This window comes from Neptuniibacter sp. QD29_5 (assembly GCF_047778125.1).
Lineage (GTDB): Bacteria > Pseudomonadota > Gammaproteobacteria > Pseudomonadales > Balneatricaceae > Neptuniibacter.
In genome coordinates, this window is the sequence record NZ_CP180556.1 from 605,114 (window position 1) to 626,362 (window position 21,249).

Sequence of the window (21,249 nt, forward strand, 5' to 3'; positions counted from 1 at the left end):
ATGTTATGCAACTTCAGCTATAACCTATTATATCGTCTGTTTTATCAACTTCTTAATGATAAAGCGGGCAGGATTAATGGCATCAATGACATCTTTGGGTAGAGGAAGTGGCTCATCGCATATCATCGAGGCTAATAGTTCTGCTGAAATAGGGCAGGTAATTAACCCTTTGGAGCCATGACCTGTATTGACGTAGAGATTAGGGTGATGCTCTGCTTTTGCATTCTCAAAGCGCCATTTTCGATCTTTCCTTAGTTGCGCGAAGGTCTCAATAAGCTGATCTTGCACCGGTGCAGGACCCACAATAGGCATGTAATCTGGCGTGCTGCAGCGGAAAGCAGTACGTCCTTGCAGATCATTAGATTCTGAAGCTACATCAGCATGAATTTCGGGTAGAACCTTACCTAACTTTTCTAGATTGGATTCATGGTCTTCTTGCGTGACATTGCGCTCTTTACCTTGAAGATCATAAGTCGCGCCAAAGCAATACTGTTGGTTTTGAGCTGGTGAGATATAACCATCGCCACAAACCACACTGTTTAACTTGTTGTTTGCAGGTTTAGCTTGAGTAATTGATACCTGGCCTCGGATGGTTTTAAGAGGAAGGTGATCTGTTTGGTTAAACTGGTTCGCCATCTCAGCATTACAGATAACAACATGGCTAGCTGATAAGAGCTCTCCGCTTTGTGTTGCTAACTGCCAAAGCCCTTCAGCAAAAGATAAATCATTTACCTGCTGTTGCACTACCGAGATATTCGGATGATCGACAAAATGATCGCACAGTGCTCGTGGTGAAACCCAACCTGCAGTGGGGAAAAACAAACCATTAAAATTAACGGCGGTGTTAGCGATCTCGGATAATTCCTCAGCGCTTTTAAGAGAAACAAGCTCTTGTGGATAAGTTTCTTGATCTATTAGGTTGTTTTGACGAGCGAGTTCTTTGTCGCTCGTTGCAAGCTGCATAACCCCGCATTGAGACCAAAATGACTCTGCTGGGTCTATGCGTTTGAGCATATTAACACTGTACAGGAAGCCGCTCAGGTGTAGTTCGCCTTGAATTGTTTGCTTGACTGGAAGTTTGGCGTATAAAGCACCTTGAGGGTTACCAGATCCGCCAGTCGCTAACTGGCTTTCTTGTTCAATCAACGTGACTTTTACGCCTCGCTCGGCTAAGGCTAGTGCAGTCGAACAACCTGAAAGGCCGCCACCAATAATAGTGACCTCTTTAGGCTTTTCAGATGCTGGCAATTCAAACCAAGGTTTTTCAATCGGCGTAGGAGTTGTGTTCTCAACAAAGGTACCGACTAACATTTCGCGCTTACGACCAAATCCCTTCTGCTTTCTTACATCAAAACCAACGTCCCTTAAGCCGCGTTTCACAATACCTGCCGATGTAAAGGTAGAAAAGGTTGTACCTGGCTTGCTCAAGCGAGCGATCTCACGGAACAGCTCCGGTGACCACATGTCCGGGTTTTTAGAGGGAGCGAAACCGTCTAGGTACCATGCATCTACTTTGGCGTTTAGGCGAGAGTACGACTCGGCGGCATCTCCAAACATAAGTGTTAGTTTGATGCGATTGTTATCGAAATATAGGTGATGAAAGCCCGAGGTATTTAAAGGGTATTGAGGGACGAGTTGATCAGTTAGATCTGTTAGCTCAGGCCAATTCGATAATGCTTTTTTTAAGTCACTTCGGTTTAGGGGGTACTTTTCAGTACTAATGAAATGAAGGCTGCGGCTCTCATTAGTCTCACGAATGCGTTTCCACAGACATATGAAGTTTAACCCAGTTCCAAAGCCAGTTTCGCCGATATGCAAGTGAAGGGGGCGTTTATTTTGAATCAAGGGTTCTAAGTTGTTGCCAGAATAAAATACATAATCACTTTCCAAATGGCCTTTATCGGGATTGTAGTATATGTCCTGATGTTGCTCAGAGAATGGAGTGTCTTCTGTCCAGCAGATGTGTGCATGTATTAGACGCATAGGGGGATTTCTGAGATATAAACTATTCGAAAGAAAAGTGTTGATTATAATAATGAAGGGGGAGGAGGGCCAGTCCTGCAGTCCTTTATTGATTGCAAGGTATGGGATTATTCCCCTTATTGTTATAAATGAAGTTTCTTATTTTCCATAGTCCTATAGTGCTATGCATTTATTCGATGTGATAAGAACACGGTGTTTCTGCCTTTCTTTCAGTGTTTATAGTAAAATGTGGGGCGCTCCAATTTGGATCTGTTTTATAGTACTTGTTGGATGATGCATAGTAATTATTAGTACTATTAATAAATTATATTGTTCAGGTCAATATTCTGTTGGAGCGGGGATTTTAGTGGTTCATAGGTTATTGAATTGCTGTTGCACGCCTTACAATATATTTAATGTTTTGTTTGTTTAGTTCTATGGAATAGTGAGTAAATGGGATGGAGAAATCAAATATGAAAACCATAATTATTGCAGGGGGCACAGGATCTAGATTGTGGCCCCTTTCTAGGTCTCTATACCCAAAGCAGTTTTTGACGCTTGTAGGGGAGCAGTCCATGCTGCAAGCGACAGTTACTAGAGTTTCGGAAATTGCTGATGGCGAACCAATTGTTATTTGCAATGAAGATCACCGGTTTATTGTGGCTGAACAGATGCGTGAAATAGGTACTAAAGCTGATGTCATTCTCGAGCCTATTGGTCGTAATACTGCCCCAGCAATCGCTCTCGCTGCGCTACATGCTTTAAGTACAGGTGAAGATCCGTTGTTGCTGGTTTTAGCTGCGGATCACGTCATTGAAGATCCTGCAGCTTTTAGGGAAAAGGTTTTAACTGCCCAGGCTTTAGCTGAAAATGGATCTTTGGTGACTTTTGGTATTATTGCTACTACTCCTGAAACTGGGTATGGGTACATACGTCGTGGTGAAGTAGAAGGAAATGGATTTAAGGTTGATCGGTTTGTTGAAAAACCCGATTTAGATCGAGCTAAAGAATATGTTAGTTCTGGTAACTATTATTGGAACAGCGGTATGTTCCTCTTTAGAGCTTCTCGGTATATAGAAGAGCTTGAGAAACATCGTCCAGATATTCTTGAAAAGTGTGAGCAGTCTTTTAAAACCCTAACATCCGATTTAGATTTTATTCGTGTTGCTAGTGAGGTCTTTAAAAATTGTCCAGATGAATCTATTGATTATGCGGTTATGGAAAAAGCAGACTCTGTGGCCGTTGTTCCTTTGGACGTAGGGTGGAATGATGTAGGGGCTTGGTCTTCCTTGTGGGACGTAACAGAAAAAGATACTGATGGGAATGCAGTTATTGGTGATGTTGTTTGTCACGAAACTCAGGATTCTTTGCTTATGTCCACTAGTAAATTGGTTGCTGCTGTAGGGGTTTCAAATCTTGTGCTTGTTGAAACAAAAGACGCCATTATGGTTGCCGAAAAAGGTAAAGTGCAAGATGTAAAAAAAATAGTGGAACATCTAAAGAAAGAAGGACGTCCGGAGTATGAATTGCACCGCGAGGTATATCGGCCTTGGGGTAAGTATGATTCTATTGATACGGGAGCGCGTTATAAGGTTAAGCGTATCACAGTAAAACCGGGGAACAAACTCTCTGTGCAAATGCACCATCATCGTGCTGAGCATTGGATAATTGTCTCTGGAACAGCGAAAGTAGGAAGAGATGATGAGGAATTTTTGCTTACAGAAAATGACTCTGTGTATCTTCCTATAGGATGTACACATTGGTTGGAAAATCCTGGGAAAATTCCTTTGGAATTAATAGAAGTTCAATCAGGTTCTTATTTGAGCGAGGATGATATTGTTAGGTTCGAAGATAGGTATGGTCGAGCCTAGGATATATCGGGTATTCAAATGGTAGATAATAAGTAGTTTTTAGATTTTAAGTTTTCATATAGAGCTAAAATAATATTAAGGGTTATTTACATTTGAGTAGTTTGAAAAAGGGAGTTTCAATATATTTGTTTTCAAATATATTGAATTCCTTGATTCCATTTCTTTTACTACCGGTCTTAACAAGATATCTATCGCCTGCTCAATACGGTGAGATTGCTATTTTTCTAACTTTAATTGCAGCTTATGGGGCTTTTGCGGGCTCTACTTTTGTCGGTGCTATTAATCGAAAGTTTTTTGATGGATTGGCTGGTAATGAATATGCTAACTATGTTGGTGCTGGCTTACAGATAATAGCTGCTTTCTCATTATTGACTGCGTTCTTTACTTTTGTATTTGCAGATGAGCTTTCGAACTTTCTAGGTATTAGCAATGTATGGTTGAACGTTGCAATGCTCGTTGCTTTTCTAAAGGTGATCATAGAGATACGTCTAGGTCAGTGGCAAGTACGGAAAAGATCTGGAGCTTACGGAAGTTTGCAGGTTTCATTAAGTTTAATTAATGCTCTTTTGTCAATTGGCGCTATTGTGTGGTTAGGGTTTGGCCCAGAAGGCAGAATGGGTGCTATTTTCTTTGCAACCTTTATTGGGGCCTTGGTTTCTATTTTTTTATTATTACATAGTGACCTGTTGAGTATACATTCAAAGTGCTTACCCTATTGGCGAGAAATTTTATTTTTCGGTTTGCCTTTAATTCCTCATGTAGCTGGCGGTTTTTTATTGAACTCAGTAGATCGATTTGTAATTGCTTCTCAAATTGATCTAGCTACTGCAGGGTTGTATATGGCTGGGTTACAGCTTGTTATGATTGCTAGTGTCATTTTTGATGCCGTTAATAAAGCCTACGCCCCTTGGTTATTTGAAAAATTAAATGCTAATGATAGTCAAGAAAAAGTCAGAATAGTAATTGGTAGTTACGTATGGTTTTGTGTGATTTGGATAGGGGTTCTAACAGCGTTTTATATTGGCCCCGCCCTCATAGAACTTTTGCTCGGGAGTGAATTTTCAGGGGCTGCTGAATTTATTGGCTGGCTAGCTATTGGGCAGGCATTTAAGGGAATGTATCTAATGGTAACAAATTATTGCTTTTATGCTAAAAAAACGGGGTATTTGTCAATGTTTTCAATATTGACAGGGTGTCTGAACCTCTTTCTTTTGTTTTTTCTTGTGAATTCTTATGGCGCTATTGGTGCTGCATATGCGTATGCTATCGCTATGGCAGTACGTTTCTTTTTGGTTTGGTGGCATGCAAATAAATGCCATCCTATGCCATGGTTTAAGTTTATGAGTATTAGATAAATCGGAGATATGAAATAATATGGTAAAGAAAGCGCTTATTACTGGTATCACCGGTCAAGATGGGTCATACCTTGCTGAGCTTTTGTTGGAAAAAGGCTATGAAGTGCATGGTTTTAGACGTAGAGCTTCCGGTGAAAATACGGAGCGGATTTCTCACCTTATAGGTGATGAACATGATAGAAAGAATCGGATTCACCTACACTACGGTGATATGACAGATTCGACAAGCATTATAAGGGTTATAGAGCGTGTCCAGCCTGATGAAATTTATAACCTAGCAGCTCAGAGTCATGTACATGTGTCGTTTGATTCTCCGGAGTACACGGCTAATGCGGATGCTATCGGTACACTGCGAATTCTAGAAGCAATTAAAATGCTTGGGCTGAGTAATCAAACTCGATTTTATCAGGCATCCACTTCAGAACTGTATGGTTTGATTCAGGAGCCAGTGCAGTCAGAAACAACACCTTTCTACCCGAGGTCCCCTTATGCAGTAGCTAAAATGTATGCTTATTGGATTACGGTTAACTATCGGGAGGCTTATGGTATCTATGCATGTAATGGTATTTTGTTTAATCACGAATCAGAGCGTCGTGGTAAAAGCTTTGTGACCCGTAAGGTAACAACAGGATTATCACGGATTTTAGCTGGTGATCAGGAATGTCTGTATATGGGTAACATCGATGCGGAACGTGACTGGGGCCATGCTCGTGATTATGTCTACATGCAGTGGTTGATGCTGCAGGCTGAAAGTCCTGAAGATTTTGTAATTGCTACTGGCCAAAAATATAGTGTCCGAGAATTTATTGAAGCGTCTCTAGCCGTGGTAGGTATTCAACTAGAATGGGAGGGTGCTGGTGTTGATGAAATTGGAGTCGTAAAGTCTGTGGCTTCGTCCGAAATTGCGTGTGAACTAAATATCAATCTTAGCAACTTAATTGGTCAGACAATTATTCGTATTGATCCATACTATTTCCGCCCTACAGAAGTTGATGTGTTGCTCGGTGATGCTACCAAGGCAAAACAAAAACTGAATTGGGAACCATCTATTTCTTTTGAACAATTAGTCCATGAAATGATGACCTCAGATCTAAAAACCGTTTTATGATGCTCTGTTGTTTACCTATTTATATTGAGGAGTCGTGATGTTGAGAGATAAGCAGGACAGAGTCTATCTTATTGCTGAGATAGGTGTTAACCATGACGGTTCATTTGAAAGGGCTAAGTCATTAATTGATCTTGCTCAAGCATCAGGTGCCAATGCTGTTAAATTTCAGAGCTTCAGTGCAAAAGATCTTGCTCGGCATGATACTCCAAAAGTGGAGTATCAAATTGAAACGACGGGGGCTGAAACTTCACATTATGAAATGTTGACATCCCTTGAGTTAAATGCCGAAGAAGAATTAGGGCTGTTGGAGTACTGTAACCGGATAGGTATTGACTTTATTTCTACACCGTACTCAGTTGCTGCTGTAGAATCGCTGGATAATATGGGCGTGAAGCAGTTTAAAGTTGCATCAGCCGATATTATTGATATTCCGCTACTTGAAGCAATTTCGGTCACCGGAAAGCCAGTTATTTTAGCTTTAGGTATGGCAAGCCTTGGCGAGATTGAAAATGCATTGGCCTGTTTTAGCAACTATCATCCTTCGGATGTTGTTTTGTTGCACTGTGTATCTAATTACCCATGTAGTGATGAGAGTTTAAACTTGCAGGTGATTAGAACTTTGCAGGCGACATTCCCCCACCCTGTAGGTTTCTCGGATCATAGCCTTGGTACCTTGGCAGGCTGTGTTTCTGTGTCACTAGGGGCCAAAGTGATTGAAAAGCATTTTACTTCAGATAGCACATTGCCAGGGCCTGACCATCGGGCTTCCAGTGAGCCTGATGAATTCAGAGAGCTGGTAAACAATGTCCGACGAGTGGAGTTGCAGCTCGGCTCTCCTTGGAAACAATCGCAGCCAGAAGAAGCCGGTATGGCAAAAACCTCAAGGAAATCTTTAGTTTATGTTAGAGATATTAAGGCGGGCGAGGAGTTTTGCCGGGAAGACTTTACAATGAAACGCCCAGGGAACGGACTTGGTTGGGATTCTGTTCGATATTTTATCGGTCAGCGTGCAGCAAAAAATTGTGAATCCAACGTGAACTGCATGTTTAGTGACATAGAATGAAAAAGTTGTTTTTGCTCGGCAGTGGTGGGCATTCACGTTCAGTTGCAGAGGTTTCCACCGACAGATACAGTGCTGGGCAAGTAAAAATCTTGTCACTAGAAGAGTTTGCGTTATTGCCTGAAGATAGTTGTCTGGAAAGTGTCGAATTCTTAGTAGCTTTAGGCGATGTAAAAAAGCGCAATGCATACTATAAATTGCTTTTACAAAGAAGTTGGCGGGTAACTAACTTGGTATCCAGCAAAGCTTTTCTGGCTGATGATGTCACTTTGGGGCAAGGCTCTGTAATTATGCCTGGTGCAGTTATCCGCACGGCAGCTCAGATTTACCCGAATACGATTATTAATACGTCTGTTATTGTAGAGCATGATTGTGTAATAGGTGAAAGCTCAAATTTATCCCCAGGCACTGTAGTTTGTGGTTCCTGTAATATAGGTAATCAGGTTTTTGTTGGTGCAGGTGCAGTGCTGATTGATGGTATTTCTGTTTGCGATGGCGCAGTGATTGGTGCTGGTGCAGTGGTTATTGAAAATATATGTTTGCCGGGTTTATATGTCGGTAACCCAGCAAGGAGAGTTAAGTAACCGTATTTGACGGTACTTTACGAGTTTATGAAGGTGCTGAGGTATTCACAGTCGAATTTCTAAGCTGGTTGTTCGGGATCGGAATCTTTTTCTACCGTCCCCTAAATTAGCCATTCAGCCTGACTAGTAGTACGGATTATAAAAATGAACGTATTTATTTCTAATGGGTTTCTAGGTGGCTCCGTTGTCGATTCGGTGGCTCTACTGCACAATGCTGGTATTGATAATGTTGAGTTATCCAGTGGTCATTGTGACAGTGATAGCTTGGTTGCATTAAAAAAACTACACAATCAGGGAAAAAACTTTCGCCTGCATAACTATTTTCCTAATATAGGTAGTCCATTTGTACTGAATCTTTCGTCAGCAGACTCTGAAGTCAGAGCTCGGTCTCGTGAATTAGTGTGCAGGGCGCTGGAATGGTCGGCTGAGCTTGAATCTGATTATTATGCATTTCATGCTGGTTTTAGGCTCTCTCCAGCTGTTAGTGAGTTGGGTGGAAATCTGACCAGTCAGCAGATGATAAGTGTTGAGGATGCCAAACAGTATTTTTCCGATGAACTTACAAGCATAGCTGAGCGTGCCCAAAGGCTTGGTGTTGATATAGCCATTGAAAATAATGTTTATGATGCGCGAAATTATGGCCGTTATGGCGCTGATAATCCATTTCTACTTTGTGGTGATCAGGCAACCGATATGATACTGCCTCAAGGTGTCGGAATTTTGCTAGATGTTGGTCATCTAAAGGTGGCTGCCCAGAGTCTTGGTTTTGATCCATTAATGTCTGTTAACCGTTGGAAAGATAATATCAGTGGTTATCATATCAGCGATAATGATGGCCTCACGGACTCTAATTCTCACATAAGTGAGGTTTCATGGTTTTGGGCTGCACTTAATCAAGATATCAAAAGAGTAACCTTAGAAGTTTACGATCGAAATTTGGAGTCATTAAAACATGACGCTAGTTTATTGGAGAGTGCTTTTAGATGATTAACATCTTGATGCCCGATTTATCAGGTAATGAGCGTCAGTATCTGAATGAGTGTATTGACGAAGGGTGGGTCTCTTCACAAGGGCGTTTTGTTAAGAAATTCGAAGAACTAGTACTACGCAATGTTAACAATGGTTATTGTTTATCTACTTCAAATGGAACGGTTGCCCTGCATTTAGCGTTAGTAGCGTTAGGAATTGGCGAAGGAGACGAAGTCATTGTTCCAGATATAACATTCGGAGCAACGCTAAATGCAATTTCATATGTCGGTGCAGTCCCAGTAATTGTGGATATTGATCTATCTGATTGGAACCTAAGCCGGGAATTGTTAGATTCTGCGATGACGGAGCGCACTAGGGCTATCATGCCGGTTGCTCTGTTTGGTAGTCCCGCAGGGATTGATGAAATTGTTGGCTGGGCTGCGGACATAGGCATTGTTTCAATTGTTGATGCAGCTGAGGCCGTTGGTGCTACTATTGATGATGTTGATATTGGCTCTTTTGGGGATGCAGTAATCTATAGTTATTTTGGTAATAAAACCATTACAACTGGTGAAGGCGGTGCAGTTATATTTCGAAATGAAATAATTGCAGAAAAGGCTCAAGTTTTACGTGATCATGGAATGAGCCCTGGTCGCCGGTATCACCATGAAGTTATAGGGTTTAATTATAGAATGACGAATATTCAAGCAGCTCTGGGCGTTGCTCAGTATGAGCGTTTGAATGAAATACTGTCCATTCGTAAGAATATTGCCTTAAGATATTGTAAAAACTTAGCAAAGCTGCATGTAATTACACAGTATGTTAATACAAACTATAGTTCGTCCAATTGGGTTTTTGCGCTTAGAATTCCTCGTGAAAAAATGGGTGCTCTTTGTAAAGATTTAGAATTGAATGAAATTGAATATCGTCGTTGCTTTGAACCTATGAGTTTGCAGCCTGCTTTTGATAAAGCAATAATTTCATCGAGTTTAACTAACTCAGAGACTTTGTTTAACTCGTTGATTTTATTACCCACGCATTCGAAGTTGTCTGAGGCTGACGTGGATAAAATTAGTGATATTGTAATTAAGAGTTTGTCCTGCTGATGCGAAATGTTTGTATTATACCTGCTAGATCAGGCAGCAAGAGAATAAAGAATAAAAATATTCGCAAGTTGGCAGGTAAACCATTAGTTTCTTGGACTATTGAAGCTGCCCAAGCGACAGATATATTTGATGAAATAATAGTATCGACTGATAGTAATGACGTTGCAGATATTGCAAGGCATTACGGCATAAATGTACCCAGTCTTCGACCAGTTGAATTATCAGGTGACTATACAACGGCAGCAGAGGTCATTGCATATCATACAGCTAATGTAAGTGAGTGCAATATCTGCTATTTACAGCCTACTTCGCCTTTAAGAAGTGTCGATGATATTGTGAACTCATACAATTTATTAATAAAGGAACAGGTAGGTGCGGTAGTGTCTGTATCTGATTTTACCGTACCTTTAAATTGGATTTATGATGATAGTATCGATTTCGGTAGCTTTATTTCTGGGGTAGGAGCTAAACGAAGTCAGGACTATGATAAAAAATATGTACTAAATGGGGCTATATATTGGGTTAGAAATTCATTATTTAAAGAATTTGGTACCCATTTACTGACCGAAAACATTATTCCATACGTTATGCCACAGGATAGAAGCGTAGATATTGATGAAGAAATAGATTTCAAAATAGCAGAGTCGATCCTTGGGAATTAAACGTTATGACTGTTTGCTATATTTGTGATAACGAAACGACTGCCAATGGTGCAGTTGTTCATGCTTCTTATGATAGAGAAGATTGCACTGCAATATTTGTTTCTTTGAGTGAAAGCGTCACTTCTTTTTTGCAGAGTAAAGGTATTGATGCCTATGAGCTGGGTGTTAATACATCAGGAATAAATGGAAATGGCAAAAAAATAAACAGAAGATTGAGTGGGCTAATCAAATTTATTTTTGGGATCCTGAGCTTCTCAAGGAAAAAAAGCTTATGTTGCAAAATGATCTCAGAATTTAAGGTGAAAAAATTAATTGTTCCTTCAGATAGAAGTCATGGTAATGGGTTTATTATGCCATTTATTTCTGCTGCAAAAAATGAAAGTATACCTGTATGTATTATTGAGTATGCTGACTTTGCTGATGAAGAACGCCTTTATCAGGTTCGGAAATTATCTCTAAATCGATATAAGCCTGATTTTCTTACACGGAATTTTTTTCCTAATTGGATTATAAGATCTCATTCTGAAAAAGATATACAATTGTATCCAACATATTTATTAATTATATGGAAAATTTTCGGATGTTTGTCTGATGATCCTAAAGTTGTAGGAATGCTTCATGGTGTTTCTGTATTTGTAAGAAATGAAAATACAGAGCAAAAGTTAATAGAAGCAGGCTGCAAGCATGTCGTGAAAATTGATAATTTTTTTGTGTCAGAAATAAATAATTTAGTTGATATGGAAAGTGATTATGATTTAGCAATTGGATTGCCTCAATTGGCTGAGCATGGACTTTGCGATAGTGAAACTGCTAGAAATATACATATTAATTTATTAAAAGCTTTAGATGACTCAAATCTTTCTTATCTTGTTCTACTGCACCCTAAAATGAATAGAAAGGAATATGAGAATTTAACAAATAACTACAAAGGTGATGTTTTTGATGGTTCAAGCCATGAAGGGTTACTCCTTGCAGATTGTTTTATTAATACTTTCTCGAGCCTGACACATGAAGCAATTCAAGCAGGTAAAAACATTCATATCTTTGATCCAGTAGATTTAGGCTACACAATGTTTGATGCCTATCGTGATATAACCTATTCAAAAAATATCAAAGAATTTGAAGATTTTCTAAAAGATTATAAGAGTCACCTAAATGTTAAAAGTTAAGATTATAGCTGAATTAGGTAATACGCATGAAGGTTCAGTGGGTTTAGCCAAGTGCATGATTAAAGCGGCTTCAGATGCTGGAGCTGATGTAGCTAAATTACAAACGCATATATTTGAAGCTGAAAGTTTAGAAAGTGCACCAAATCCTCCATATTTTTCATCTGAAACCCGAAAAGAGTACTTTGACAGGACCTCATTCAATAGAGAACAATACTTAGAATTGATTTCTTATGCAGATTCTATTGGTATTGAGCTAATATCATCACCATTTTCTGTTGAGGCATTAGATTTTTTAATTTCTTTAGGAATGACTATTGTAAAGATACCAAGTGGAGAAGTTTCTAATCATCTCCTTTTAAATGCTATTGCAAAAAATGACGGGCTTGATGTTATTTTATCATCTGGAATGAGTTCGATAGATGAGCTGGATGAAGCGGTAGATATTTTAAAAAGTAATCCTTCTAATACGCTTCAACTACTACAGTGTACATCTGAATATCCTTGCCCTCCACAAAATGTCGGTTTAGAAAAAATCAAAGAGTTTGGTGATCGTTATAATGTATCAGTAGGTTTTTCTGATCATACATTAAGTGAAGCAATTCCAGCTTTGGCTGTATATGCTGGTGCAATTATCGTAGAAAAGCACTTTACATTGTCTAAGCAAGCATACGGGAGTGATGCAAAGCACTCTCTAGAGCCTGAAGAATTCTCTAGGATGGTTAAATATATCAGAGAAGCAGAAACGGTATTACAATCAAGAGTGGATAAGGCAACAGATACTGTATACATAGCAAATATGAAGCAAACATTTGAGAAAAGTTTGGTTTATAAGGCGTCATTAGATCGTGATCATGTTCTTTGCTATGACGATTTTGCAGCGAAAAAACCAGGTGACGGTATTGCTACGAAAAGTTACACAGACTTTATCGGTAAAAAATTAAAGAAAAGTGTTGTGAAAGATCAACCAGTATCATTTACGGATATATAAAAATGTTAGCGATAATACCAGCGCGAGCCGGGTCAAAGGGCGTTCCTGGTAAGAATAAGAGGGACTTTTGTGGCAGGCCATTGATCGAATGGACTATCGATGCTGCATGTTCAGCGAAATGCGTATCTAAAGTATTAGTGACTACCGATGATATAGATATCATAGAAAATAAAAATATAGCAGACAAAGTTGATATATTGCTTAAACGGCCTGCAAATATATCTGGAGATGACGCTCCTGCTACACAATATATAGAACATGCACTTAATCATGTATCGAGCATAGAAACCTTTGAATATTTTTGTATATTACAACCAACATCGCCACTAAGGGTTGGCGAGGATATAGAGGTATTATATAAGAAAGTTTTAAATCAAAAATTGAATTCAGGTGTGACTGTAGTTAATGTGCCCCATTGTTATGCACCTAAATCTCTCATGGAAATGAGAGAAGAAATAGTAATTCCTACAGAATATAACTTAAAAGAATCTAATTTAAGGCAAGAACAAAAATCATATGTAGCTAGAAATGGTGCTGCAGTATATGTATGTAAAGTTAAGCATTTCGTAAATCGAAAATCTTTATTTGCGGAGAGAATGGCTTATCATCTCATGCCAAATATAAGGTCTATTGATATTGATACTGAAGAAGATTTCGAAATGGCAGAAATTATAATGAAGGATAAATTGAAATGCGTGTAGGGGTATTTACAGGTAGTCGTGCGAATTATTCGAGCACTAAAACAATTATCCGTGGACTGGAAACTGATCCAAATATTGATTTGATTTCAATTGTCGGTGGTGCCGCTACATTATCCAGATATGGAGCGATACACGAATTAATGGTGGACGATGGATTACCAAAGCCAGACTATATTTTCAATATGTATATCGATGGTGAAAGTCATGGTGATATGGCTAAAAGCTGTGGCTTAGGAATTATGGAAATGAGTACGATCCTTACAAATGCAAATTTGGATGCGATAGTGGTTGTAGGAGATCGATATGATGTCATGGCGCCTGTAATAGCCGCTGCATATATGAATATTGCTATTGTGCATACTATGGGCGGGGAAGTAACAGGGACAATAGATGAGTCTATTCGGCACGCAATAACTAAATTCGCACATCTACATCTTGTTGCAAACGAAGATGCTAAAGAAAGAATAATAAAAATGGGAGAGCCTGAGGAAACGGTTCAGACTGTAGGCTGTCCTAGAATGGATTTAGTTAAAGAGGCTATTGAAAACGATACGTTAAGAGATAAGGATTTCTTCGAGAAGTATAAAGGAGTTGGAGGAAATGTAAGTATAGAGGGTGATTTTTTACTTGTATCTTTCCATCCAGTGACTACTGAGGCTGATGATTTAAGAGAACAAGTAGACAGTCTAATGCTAGCACTTAATGAAATAAAAATGCCAACAATTATGATTTGGCCAAATTTTGATGCAGGTAGTAGTGCAATCGCTAAATCAATAAGAACATTTAGGGAAAAAGAGAATCCGCAATGGTTACATTTACAGACGAATTTCTCTGTTGAGGATTATAGCCGGCTAATGTCAAGGGCTCTTTGCTTAGTAGGTAATTCATCTTCTGGATTAAGAGAGGGTGCATTCATAGGAACACCTGTAGTAAATATTGGTTCCAGACAAAATTCTCGCTTATCTGCTCATAATGTAATCCATTGTGAGCCTAAAACTACTGAAATTGTTGATTCAATTAAGGTGCAATTACAGCATGGGAAATATAAGAGTAGTTTTCTTTATGGTGATGGCAAAGCAGGTCAAAAGATCGTAAGTTTGATAAAAAATTTAGACCCTAAAAAAGTACAAAAGCGGATTAATTATTAATGCGGTTAATGATTACATGCCCTTATTCATACAACTATAGGAATGTCATTGCGTCGGGTTTGGTCGAAGAGTTGCTCAAGAATGACGCTTTTGTATTAATTGCGGTTCCTTATGATCATCTGGGTTCATCTGAATTAAAGGCTTTGCAGGATGAATATGATGGTAAGCTTGATATAATTGAATTTAAAAATGAGTTTGGTTTTTTAAATAAATTACTTCTCATATTGTTCAGGCTTTGGTGTTATAAGCTTCAGAGCACTAAAACGTATAATGAAAAGTCAAAATATCTATTCCTTACAGATAAGATCGAGTGGATTAAATATAAAGGTTTTTCGAAATTTTTTCCTAAAAAAAGAGCTTTTTATGATTTTCTTCTAAGAAAGCTAAGTGGCTATATTTTTAAATCTGAATCAGCTGTGCAGATTATAAAAAAGTACAGTCCTGAAATAGTCATAAGTACGATGTCGAATAAGTATGATGAAGGTCAGTATCTATGGCAGGCAAGGAGGCAAGGGATTGAAATTATTGGTTTAGTACATAGTTGGGATGTGATTACTACTAAGGGTTTCTTTCCTATAAAGCCAGATAGTGCTTATTTTTGGTCATTGTCTAATCTTATGGAATATGAAAAATATGTAGATAGAAATCATTATACTAAAAAAAAGAAGATATGTGGTCCGGTGCAATTTGATATATATCGTGAAGACTTAGATGTTGTTTTTGAAAAAAAAACAAGGGGGATACCATTAAATAAAAAAGTTATTTTATATAGTACAAGTGTTTCACGACTGGTTCCAAATGAGAATTCTTTTATTGAATCTTTAATTTCTTTAGTCAATGAAAGAAATGATCTGTATCTTTATGTGCGAGTACATCCGCAAGCCAAGGTATCAGAATTTAAGGAACAAGAGACTGAGAATGTCAAAATTGTTAAACCTGAAAAGAATAGCAATCTAAATCTTGATGGTGTCAAATTTTCCGATAATTCATTAAATAAGCTACATGGTGATTTAGCTGTTTCAGATGTTGTAGTTAATTTTGCATCATCAATGGCTTTAGATGCACTGGCAATGGGTAAGCCTGCAATATGGTTGAATGATGGTTCAGCTAACGTTAACTGTTTTTATCGATATGAGCATATAGTACAAGCAATAAAAGATCTAAATATACCTATTGCAAATACACCTGAGGAGGTAATTAATCTCGTTTGTAAACTGAAGGGTGATGGGGAGTCCTACAAAGCATTGTTTGAGAAATCATATTCAGTTGTAGGTGATTCCAAAAAAAATATCATTAGCAATATATTTGATAAACAATGATATATATACTTATTTTTTCATTTTTATCTAATGATTTTTTAAGGGAGTTTTTTAAACACTACTTCGATTTTGATGGTTATCGCTCTATTTATCTGTGTTTTCCTGTTCTGATATATTGTTTGTTTACTTGCAAAGAAAGATTTGTTTTACCAAGTCATATTATTAAATTTACAGTTTTCGTAGGATTAGCTTTTCTACCAAGTATGTTTTATTTGGGTGGATTGAAAGGTCTCTACTCAAGTATCAATTTAGTACTGCACCTAATATTATATATTTTATTATGTATATGGTTTTTGAAGTCAGAAAATAATGTATTTTTATTTCAAAAAGCCATGGTTGATATTGGTGTTTTTGTGGGGATTGTATATGTTCTCATCGTTTTTTTGGCTAATTATGGTTTTGAGCTTAATTTATTATCCTCTAAATTCTATTATCAGCATGGCCTTGTTCGTATAGCTTTTTTTTGGAATGAGCCGCTATTAATGGGCTTCTATTTTGCGGCAATTTCTAGAGTGGCTTGGTTTAATGAAAGAGAAGTAGTATCAAATTTTTTGCTCGTGGCTTCGATTGCGTCTTTGTCCTTTTCCGGTCTAATATTTGCGTTAGTGTCATATGTTAGCAGGTATAGGTTTTATGAATATTTATCTGACTGTAAACGCTTAGCGTCCATCTTATTTATTATATGTACAGTTTGTTTGGTCTTTTATTCAGTGTTGGGTGAAAGAGTTAGCGATATTGTTAACTTGCAAGATAGTTCGCTTAGAATAAGGCTTGCTATGATTGTCGCTAGCCTGAATGTATTCATGGAATATCCAATATTCGGAATCGGCTGGGGAGAATCTGGGAAAATAATTCATCAATATATAACTGTTTTTTCTAGTGCGTTTGGAAATAGTAGCCCAAAACCGCAATCAGTGTGGTTGCTTATGCTTAGTGAGATTGGCTTATATGGTGTTATTATGTTTCTTATAGGCCTATTTTATCTTATCGAAAATAAGCGCTCATCTAGCTTTTTTCTTTTGATGCCCGCTGTTTTATTCACTGTCTCGGGGATAGCAATTTTACCCATGATATTTGTTTTATTGGCACTGTCGAGTGTAGTAGATATATATAAAGAGAGTCAAAGTGTATAACGAGGATATAAAAAACAAGGAATCTATATCTGTCTGCTTTGTTGATCCGCAATCATACTCTAATCTAGAGAAATATGATTGTGGGGTTTTATCATCATTAAAGCCTAAGGCTGGTCGAATAAAACTTGATTTTTATGCTAATGAAAAGCTTGAGTCAAATATCGATGGTGCAGAAATTATAAAAATATTTAATTATAGTGATAAAAAATACTTAAAACTTTTGAGTTTATTTAGGTCATTGTTTTTGTTGTATTTTTATATTTATAAAAAGAAATATGACGTTGTTCATTTTCAGTGGTTGAAATTGCCAATTTTAGAATGGTTTGTGCTATGTTGTTTTAAGCTTTTGCCTGGTTTTAATAGTAAGCTTGTATTTACGGCGCATAATTTATATCCACATAACTCAGGCAGATTATACAAATCAATTTATCGGTTAATATATTGCGTATTCGATGTGATTGTTTGTCATGCATCAGCTACAGCAAAGTCAATAGAAAAATTAACTAGTAACCCAAAGGTCATGGTAATTCCTCATGGGATAATCTATTTTGATAAAAATCAATCTGTGAATGTACAAATTAAAGATTTTATACAAAAGAATTCTAATCGATACATATTGTCCTTTGGACGAATGGGTTACTATAAAGGAACTGATCTACTTGTTGCTGCTTGGGCTAAATCTCAGCTATACCGTCAGGGATATTCGTTAGTTCTCGCTGGCGCAGGTGCTTCAAGGTTTTCAGGTAACACAAGAGGTTTGGTTATATACGACTCCTTTTTAACTGAAACTGAACTTCACGAACTTTCAGTTCACTGCCTTGGACAAGTGCTTCCTTACCGTGAAATTAGTCAAAGTGGTGTTCTGTTAAGTATTATTGCCTACAAAAAACCAATATTACTTAGTAATGTGGGAGGTTTTGCAGATTTTTGCGAACAATTTGGACTGCCGTTGGTCATTGATAAATTAACAGTTGATGATGTATCAACTAAGTTAAATGAGTTTGTTGATTTTTCATCAGATATTTATGAGAGTAGATTACATGAAGCAACTGTTTTCTTTCGGTGGGAAAATATTTCAAAAAAAACTTTGAGTCTCTATGAGAATCTTGCCGTATGAAAGCTTTTAAAGATCAACTTGTTTCGGCTTTGTACCGGAACAGTTTAGTTAAAAAAATTATTCTTTTGTTGTTTATAGGTTTTGCCTCATACATTGTGTCGGATGTGTTGTTTAGTAGAACGATATATAAAGTCCTTCACCCTTTAAGTTTTGTTGACATTTTCTTGCTGGTTTTAGTTTGTTGGAAGTTGCGTGATAGCCATTTGAAACTTAAAAAGTTTTATGCTTTTTCTTTTGTTTTTGGTTTTTGTTCAATATTATTTTTAGCTTCTGGTTACCGTTACTTCTATGGCATTCCTCTGGATTTTTCGATTTTTTCTGGTGTATATGATCTTTTTATTTATGATCCTCTCTTAAGTTGTGTCTTGGTATTATGGGCTTTAGTAAGTGTTTTTTTTGTTGCCTTTGGTTTGGTTGTTGCTTTAAATAAGCGTTATCTATCACTATTGTTCTTGCTCTTTGTTAGTAGTCCTTTTATGTGGGAGGACCCTGACTGGAATCCATCTGAGCAATATTATAAAAGGGGATTCTTCTATACGTTTTCAGGAGAGGTTCTTTATAAAACTTATCTTCTTTATAGTAATTCCAACACTAAAGGTGATTCATACCTTGCTGATGTTAATAGTACGCAGGAGCTGAAGAAAGGAAATAAGGTAATAATAGGTGTCTTAGAATCTCTATTTATTGATGATACAGTTATGAGCTTTGTTCCGAATGCCAAGGATTATACATTTTTCATGAAAAGCCCTACTTTTGCTGGAGAAAGTGCCAGAAGTGAATTTGAAATTCTATGCGGAATACCATCATATAAATTTTATGGAGTAGAGTTTAATTTTATAAACAGAAAGATATCGTGTCTGCCTAGTGTTTTTTTAGGAAAATCCTTAGTCGTTAATGCTAATAGTAAATTTATGTTTAATGCTAACCGTGTTTATGATTTTTTGGGTTTTGATGATAAGTTTTGGCCCAAATATACTGCCGGTTTTAAAGATAGGCCGGGAGGATATATTTATGATGGGCAAGTACTGTCTGCAATTAATGATGCTTACGACAAAGGTGATTACGATTTTATTTATTTTGTTGGTGCATATGGCCATCATCCATATTATAGAAATAAATCCTTGAGACCTGATCTTTTTAAAGATAATAATGTCGAATATGAAAAGGTCGTAAATCAATCTATTTACAGATTACATGATGTATTGAATTTTATTAAAAAATATGAAGCCGAAGATTCGTTCGTGTTGATCTGTGCTGACCATAATCCATATATCAAAGGTCATGAATATGGAGAAGGTAAATACAAAGTATCTTGTTTATCAAATAAGCAGCAAATTAATTATAAAAATCTATATGAAATACCAAAAAGTGTATTGAGTTACCTTGGTGTTTATATAGATGATGTTGACTATGAAATGTATTACAAACAGGTGGTGCCTTGAAAAAGTATGTCTTTATATTTCTAGTATTTGTGTCACTGAATGCACACGCAGAGATTGGGCTGCATATGGGGCAAGTCTTTTTAATTCGTGATTATGCTAATATAAAACAGAACATTACTGATACAAAAGTGATGGGAAAGCTTTCTTTGCTTACTAATGTTGATATTGTTCGAGATCTAGATCTGAAAGGCATATCCGTACTGGAAGTTGATGTTACCTTCAGCGAAGAAAAGAATATGTTTGTTGTTTCATATGGGATTCATAGAAATGACAAATTATTAAGAATTCAGACGTTCAGTGGTGGTTTGTTGTCATTAGACCTGTTCCTAAAAAAAGTGTTGCATCATTATGATTTTAAGGGTATTTGGTTAGATGCAAAAAATTTAACTGTTTCTAATGCTAGTAAGGTTTCTAAAAGTGTGGAATTCTTATCCGTTTCTTACCCACAGCTATTTTTTTTACTTGAATCTAGTGATCGCAAAGCCCTTCATGAAGTTTTCGATTCAACTAAAATAGATTCCGTACATCCTCTGTTTTGGCTTAATGGCTCTGATTGCCCTACCGTGTCGAGTAATTATAGTCAACACTTTGAATATTTTTACAAAAACGACTGTGATGTCGAAGATAAAAATATTTATATCTGGACGAATGGAATTCAAAAGCAAGACAGTAAAGCTTCTTATGCAAAAAAAGCTTTAGAGCTTCATCCGAAAGTAATTTTAGTAGATCTTGATTATTTAGATTATTTTAGGTGATTTTTTTATTTTATGTTTTTGGTCTTCTGTTTATGGCATTAGTATCTATTATTACACCTGTTTATAATTCTAGCGATTTTATACTTGATTCTATTAAATCTGTTGTAAATCAAACAGTTGAAGATTGGGAGTTAATTTTAGTTGATGATTGCTCTAGCGATTCTACTGCTCAGATCATAAAGAATTATGCTCTGACAGACAGTAGAGTTAAATTTTTTCAGTTAGAAAAAAACTCAGGTGCAGCTGTAGCAAGAAATTTTGCAATTAATGAAGCAAGAGGAAGGTATATTGCTTTCCTTGATAGTGATGACTTATGGCATGAAGAAAAGTTGTCTAAACAGCTATCATTTATGCAGGACAATCAAGTTGCTTTTACATATTCCTCTTATCAACAGATAGATGAAGAAGGGAATTCACTATCTGAAATTTCCGTACCGAGTAAAGTTGGGTATAAGCAACTACTAAAAACAAATGTAATCGGATGCCTTACGGTTATTTATGATACCGAGATGATAGGTAAACATGAAATGCCTCTTATCAGAAAAAGGCAAGACTTTGGCTTGTGGCTTAAGCTTTTAAAAACTGTTGATTATGCATATGGAATAAAAGAGCCATTAGCTTTCTATCGGGTAAGGAAGGGGTCTATCTCATCTAATAAACTCAGTGCTGCCAAATTTACTTGGGATTTATACCGTAAAATCGAATGTCTTCCACTGCACAAGGCGTTATATTATTTCAGTTGTTATGCCATTGGCGGTATTGCTAAATCTTGTTTCTTAAAAACATAAGTCTAAGAGCCG

19 protein-coding genes are annotated in these 21,249 nt (G+C 37.1%); 18 read left to right on the plus strand and 1 reads right to left on the minus strand.

From position 1 onward, the window contains the following. Window positions 1–27: 27 nt before the first annotated feature. Window positions 28–1,983 (minus strand): bifunctional tRNA (5-methylaminomethyl-2-thiouridine)(34)-methyltransferase MnmD/FAD-dependent 5-carboxymethylaminomethyl-2-thiouridine(34) oxidoreductase MnmC, encoded by a 1,956-nt coding sequence (gene mnmC, locus ACMXYR_RS02635; RefSeq protein ID WP_415902794.1) that lies wholly within the window; start codon window positions 1,981–1,983, stop codon window positions 28–30. Between the two features lie 452 nt (window positions 1,984–2,435). Between mnmC and ACMXYR_RS02640 the strand changes: the two genes are divergently transcribed. The 18 genes from ACMXYR_RS02640 to ACMXYR_RS02725 all read left to right on the plus strand — a co-directional run bounded on the left by ACMXYR_RS02640 (window position 2,436) and on the right by ACMXYR_RS02725 (window position 21,237). After that, window positions 2,436–3,833 carry a mannose-1-phosphate guanylyltransferase/mannose-6-phosphate isomerase gene (locus ACMXYR_RS02640; RefSeq protein WP_415902795.1) on the plus strand — a complete coding sequence of 466 codons (1,398 nt, stop codon included), beginning with the start codon at window positions 2,436–2,438 and terminating at the stop codon, window positions 3,831–3,833. A gap of 92 nt (window positions 3,834–3,925) precedes the next feature. Next, window positions 3,926–5,188 (plus strand): lipopolysaccharide biosynthesis protein, encoded by a 1,263-nt coding sequence (locus tag ACMXYR_RS02645; RefSeq protein WP_415902796.1) that lies wholly within the window; start codon window positions 3,926–3,928, stop codon window positions 5,186–5,188. Window positions 5,189–5,207: 19 nt separating this feature from the next. Next, on the plus strand, window positions 5,208–6,296 hold the full coding sequence (gmd, locus tag ACMXYR_RS02650; protein WP_415902797.1) for a GDP-mannose 4,6-dehydratase: 1,089 nt from the start codon (window positions 5,208–5,210) through the stop codon (window positions 6,294–6,296). Window positions 6,297–6,333: 37 nt separating this feature from the next. Further along, a complete protein-coding gene (locus tag ACMXYR_RS02655; RefSeq protein ID WP_415902798.1) occupies window positions 6,334–7,359 on the plus strand; it encodes an N-acetylneuraminate synthase family protein in 1,026 nt (341 codons plus the stop codon). Next, complete coding sequence (locus ACMXYR_RS02660; RefSeq protein ID WP_415902799.1) at window positions 7,356–7,940, plus strand: NeuD/PglB/VioB family sugar acetyltransferase; 585 nt, start codon at window positions 7,356–7,358, stop codon at window positions 7,938–7,940. Before ACMXYR_RS02655 ends, ACMXYR_RS02660 begins: the two co-directional genes overlap by 4 nt. A 144-nt stretch (window positions 7,941–8,084) precedes the next feature. After that, complete coding sequence (locus tag ACMXYR_RS02665) at window positions 8,085–8,927, plus strand: sugar phosphate isomerase/epimerase family protein (RefSeq protein ID WP_415902800.1); 843 nt, start codon at window positions 8,085–8,087, stop codon at window positions 8,925–8,927. Then, window positions 8,924–10,015, plus strand: a complete 1,092-nt coding sequence (locus ACMXYR_RS02670; RefSeq protein ID WP_415902801.1) for a DegT/DnrJ/EryC1/StrS family aminotransferase — start codon at window positions 8,924–8,926, stop codon at window positions 10,013–10,015. The genes ACMXYR_RS02665 and ACMXYR_RS02670 overlap by 4 nt, the downstream gene beginning before the upstream one ends. Further along, a complete protein-coding gene (locus ACMXYR_RS02675; RefSeq protein WP_415902802.1) occupies window positions 10,015–10,677 on the plus strand; it encodes an acylneuraminate cytidylyltransferase family protein in 663 nt (220 codons plus the stop codon). Before ACMXYR_RS02670 ends, ACMXYR_RS02675 begins: the two co-directional genes overlap by 1 nt. Before the next feature lie 5 nt (window positions 10,678–10,682). Further along, window positions 10,683–11,846, plus strand: coding sequence for a hypothetical protein (locus ACMXYR_RS02680; RefSeq protein WP_415902803.1), 1,164 nt, complete (start codon window positions 10,683–10,685; stop codon window positions 11,844–11,846). Then, the gene (locus tag ACMXYR_RS02685; RefSeq protein WP_415902804.1) at window positions 11,833–12,834 is read left to right on the plus strand and encodes an N-acetylneuraminate synthase family protein; all 1,002 of its coding nucleotides are present in this window, start codon (window positions 11,833–11,835) and stop codon (window positions 12,832–12,834) included. Before ACMXYR_RS02680 ends, ACMXYR_RS02685 begins: the two co-directional genes overlap by 14 nt. Window positions 12,835–12,836: 2 nt before the next feature. Further along, entirely contained in the window at window positions 12,837–13,535 is a 699-nt protein-coding gene (locus ACMXYR_RS02690) for a cytidylyltransferase domain-containing protein (protein ID WP_415902805.1), read from the plus strand. Beyond that, window positions 13,526–14,683 carry a UDP-N-acetylglucosamine 2-epimerase gene (gene neuC / locus ACMXYR_RS02695; protein WP_415902806.1) on the plus strand — a complete coding sequence of 386 codons (1,158 nt, stop codon included), beginning with the start codon at window positions 13,526–13,528 and terminating at the stop codon, window positions 14,681–14,683. The genes ACMXYR_RS02690 and neuC overlap by 10 nt, the downstream gene beginning before the upstream one ends. After that, the gene (locus ACMXYR_RS02700; protein WP_415902807.1) at window positions 14,683–16,002 is read left to right on the plus strand and encodes a hypothetical protein; all 1,320 of its coding nucleotides are present in this window, start codon (window positions 14,683–14,685) and stop codon (window positions 16,000–16,002) included. The genes neuC and ACMXYR_RS02700 overlap by 1 nt, the downstream gene beginning before the upstream one ends. 293 nt (window positions 16,003–16,295) lie before the next feature. Next, window positions 16,296–17,135, plus strand: coding sequence for an O-antigen ligase family protein (locus tag ACMXYR_RS02705; protein WP_415902808.1), 840 nt, complete (start codon window positions 16,296–16,298; stop codon window positions 17,133–17,135). Next, on the plus strand, window positions 17,128–18,252 hold the full coding sequence (locus tag ACMXYR_RS02710) for a glycosyltransferase family 4 protein (RefSeq protein ID WP_415902809.1): 1,125 nt from the start codon (window positions 17,128–17,130) through the stop codon (window positions 18,250–18,252). The genes ACMXYR_RS02705 and ACMXYR_RS02710 overlap by 8 nt, the downstream gene beginning before the upstream one ends. Next, window positions 18,249–19,694, plus strand: a complete 1,446-nt coding sequence (locus ACMXYR_RS02715; protein WP_415902810.1) for a hypothetical protein — start codon at window positions 18,249–18,251, stop codon at window positions 19,692–19,694. Before ACMXYR_RS02710 ends, ACMXYR_RS02715 begins: the two co-directional genes overlap by 4 nt. Continuing rightward, window positions 19,691–20,449 carry a hypothetical protein gene (locus tag ACMXYR_RS02720; protein WP_415902811.1) on the plus strand — a complete coding sequence of 253 codons (759 nt, stop codon included), beginning with the start codon at window positions 19,691–19,693 and terminating at the stop codon, window positions 20,447–20,449. The genes ACMXYR_RS02715 and ACMXYR_RS02720 overlap by 4 nt, the downstream gene beginning before the upstream one ends. 32 nt (window positions 20,450–20,481) lie before the next feature. After that, window positions 20,482–21,237, plus strand: coding sequence for a glycosyltransferase family 2 protein (locus ACMXYR_RS02725; protein ID WP_415902812.1), 756 nt, complete (start codon window positions 20,482–20,484; stop codon window positions 21,235–21,237). Window positions 21,238–21,249: the final 12 nt, after the last annotated feature.

Bases quoted from the DNA above. Each gene is read 5' to 3' on its own strand.
- ACMXYR_RS02700 (WP_415902807.1), top strand. From the start codon at position 14,683: ATGCGGTTAATGATTACATGCCCTTATTCATACAACTATAGGAATGTC.
- ACMXYR_RS02670 (WP_415902801.1), top strand. From the start codon at position 8,924: ATGATTAACATCTTGATGCCCGATTTATCAGGTAATGAGCGTCAGTAT.
- ACMXYR_RS02725 (WP_415902812.1), top strand. From the start codon at position 20,482: ATGGCATTAGTATCTATTATTACACCTGTTTATAATTCTAGCGATTTT.
- ACMXYR_RS02660 (WP_415902799.1), top strand. From the start codon at position 7,356: ATGAAAAAGTTGTTTTTGCTCGGCAGTGGTGGGCATTCACGTTCAGTT.
- ACMXYR_RS02655 (WP_415902798.1), top strand. From the start codon at position 6,334: ATGTTGAGAGATAAGCAGGACAGAGTCTATCTTATTGCTGAGATAGGT.
- neuC (WP_415902806.1), top strand. From the start codon at position 13,526: ATGCGTGTAGGGGTATTTACAGGTAGTCGTGCGAATTATTCGAGCACT.
- ACMXYR_RS02665 (WP_415902800.1), top strand. From the start codon at position 8,085: ATGAACGTATTTATTTCTAATGGGTTTCTAGGTGGCTCCGTTGTCGAT.
- ACMXYR_RS02715 (WP_415902810.1), top strand. From the start codon at position 18,249: ATGAAAGCTTTTAAAGATCAACTTGTTTCGGCTTTGTACCGGAACAGT.
- ACMXYR_RS02640 (WP_415902795.1), top strand. From the start codon at position 2,436: ATGAAAACCATAATTATTGCAGGGGGCACAGGATCTAGATTGTGGCCC.
- ACMXYR_RS02675 (WP_415902802.1), top strand. From the start codon at position 10,015: ATGCGAAATGTTTGTATTATACCTGCTAGATCAGGCAGCAAGAGAATA.
- ACMXYR_RS02680 (WP_415902803.1), top strand. From the start codon at position 10,683: ATGACTGTTTGCTATATTTGTGATAACGAAACGACTGCCAATGGTGCA.
- ACMXYR_RS02690 (WP_415902805.1), top strand. From the start codon at position 12,837: ATGTTAGCGATAATACCAGCGCGAGCCGGGTCAAAGGGCGTTCCTGGT.
- ACMXYR_RS02685 (WP_415902804.1), top strand. From the start codon at position 11,833: ATGTTAAAAGTTAAGATTATAGCTGAATTAGGTAATACGCATGAAGGT.
- gmd (WP_415902797.1), top strand. From the start codon at position 5,208: ATGGTAAAGAAAGCGCTTATTACTGGTATCACCGGTCAAGATGGGTCA.
- mnmC (WP_415902794.1), bottom strand. From the start codon at position 1,983: ATGCGTCTAATACATGCACACATCTGCTGGACAGAAGACACTCCATTC.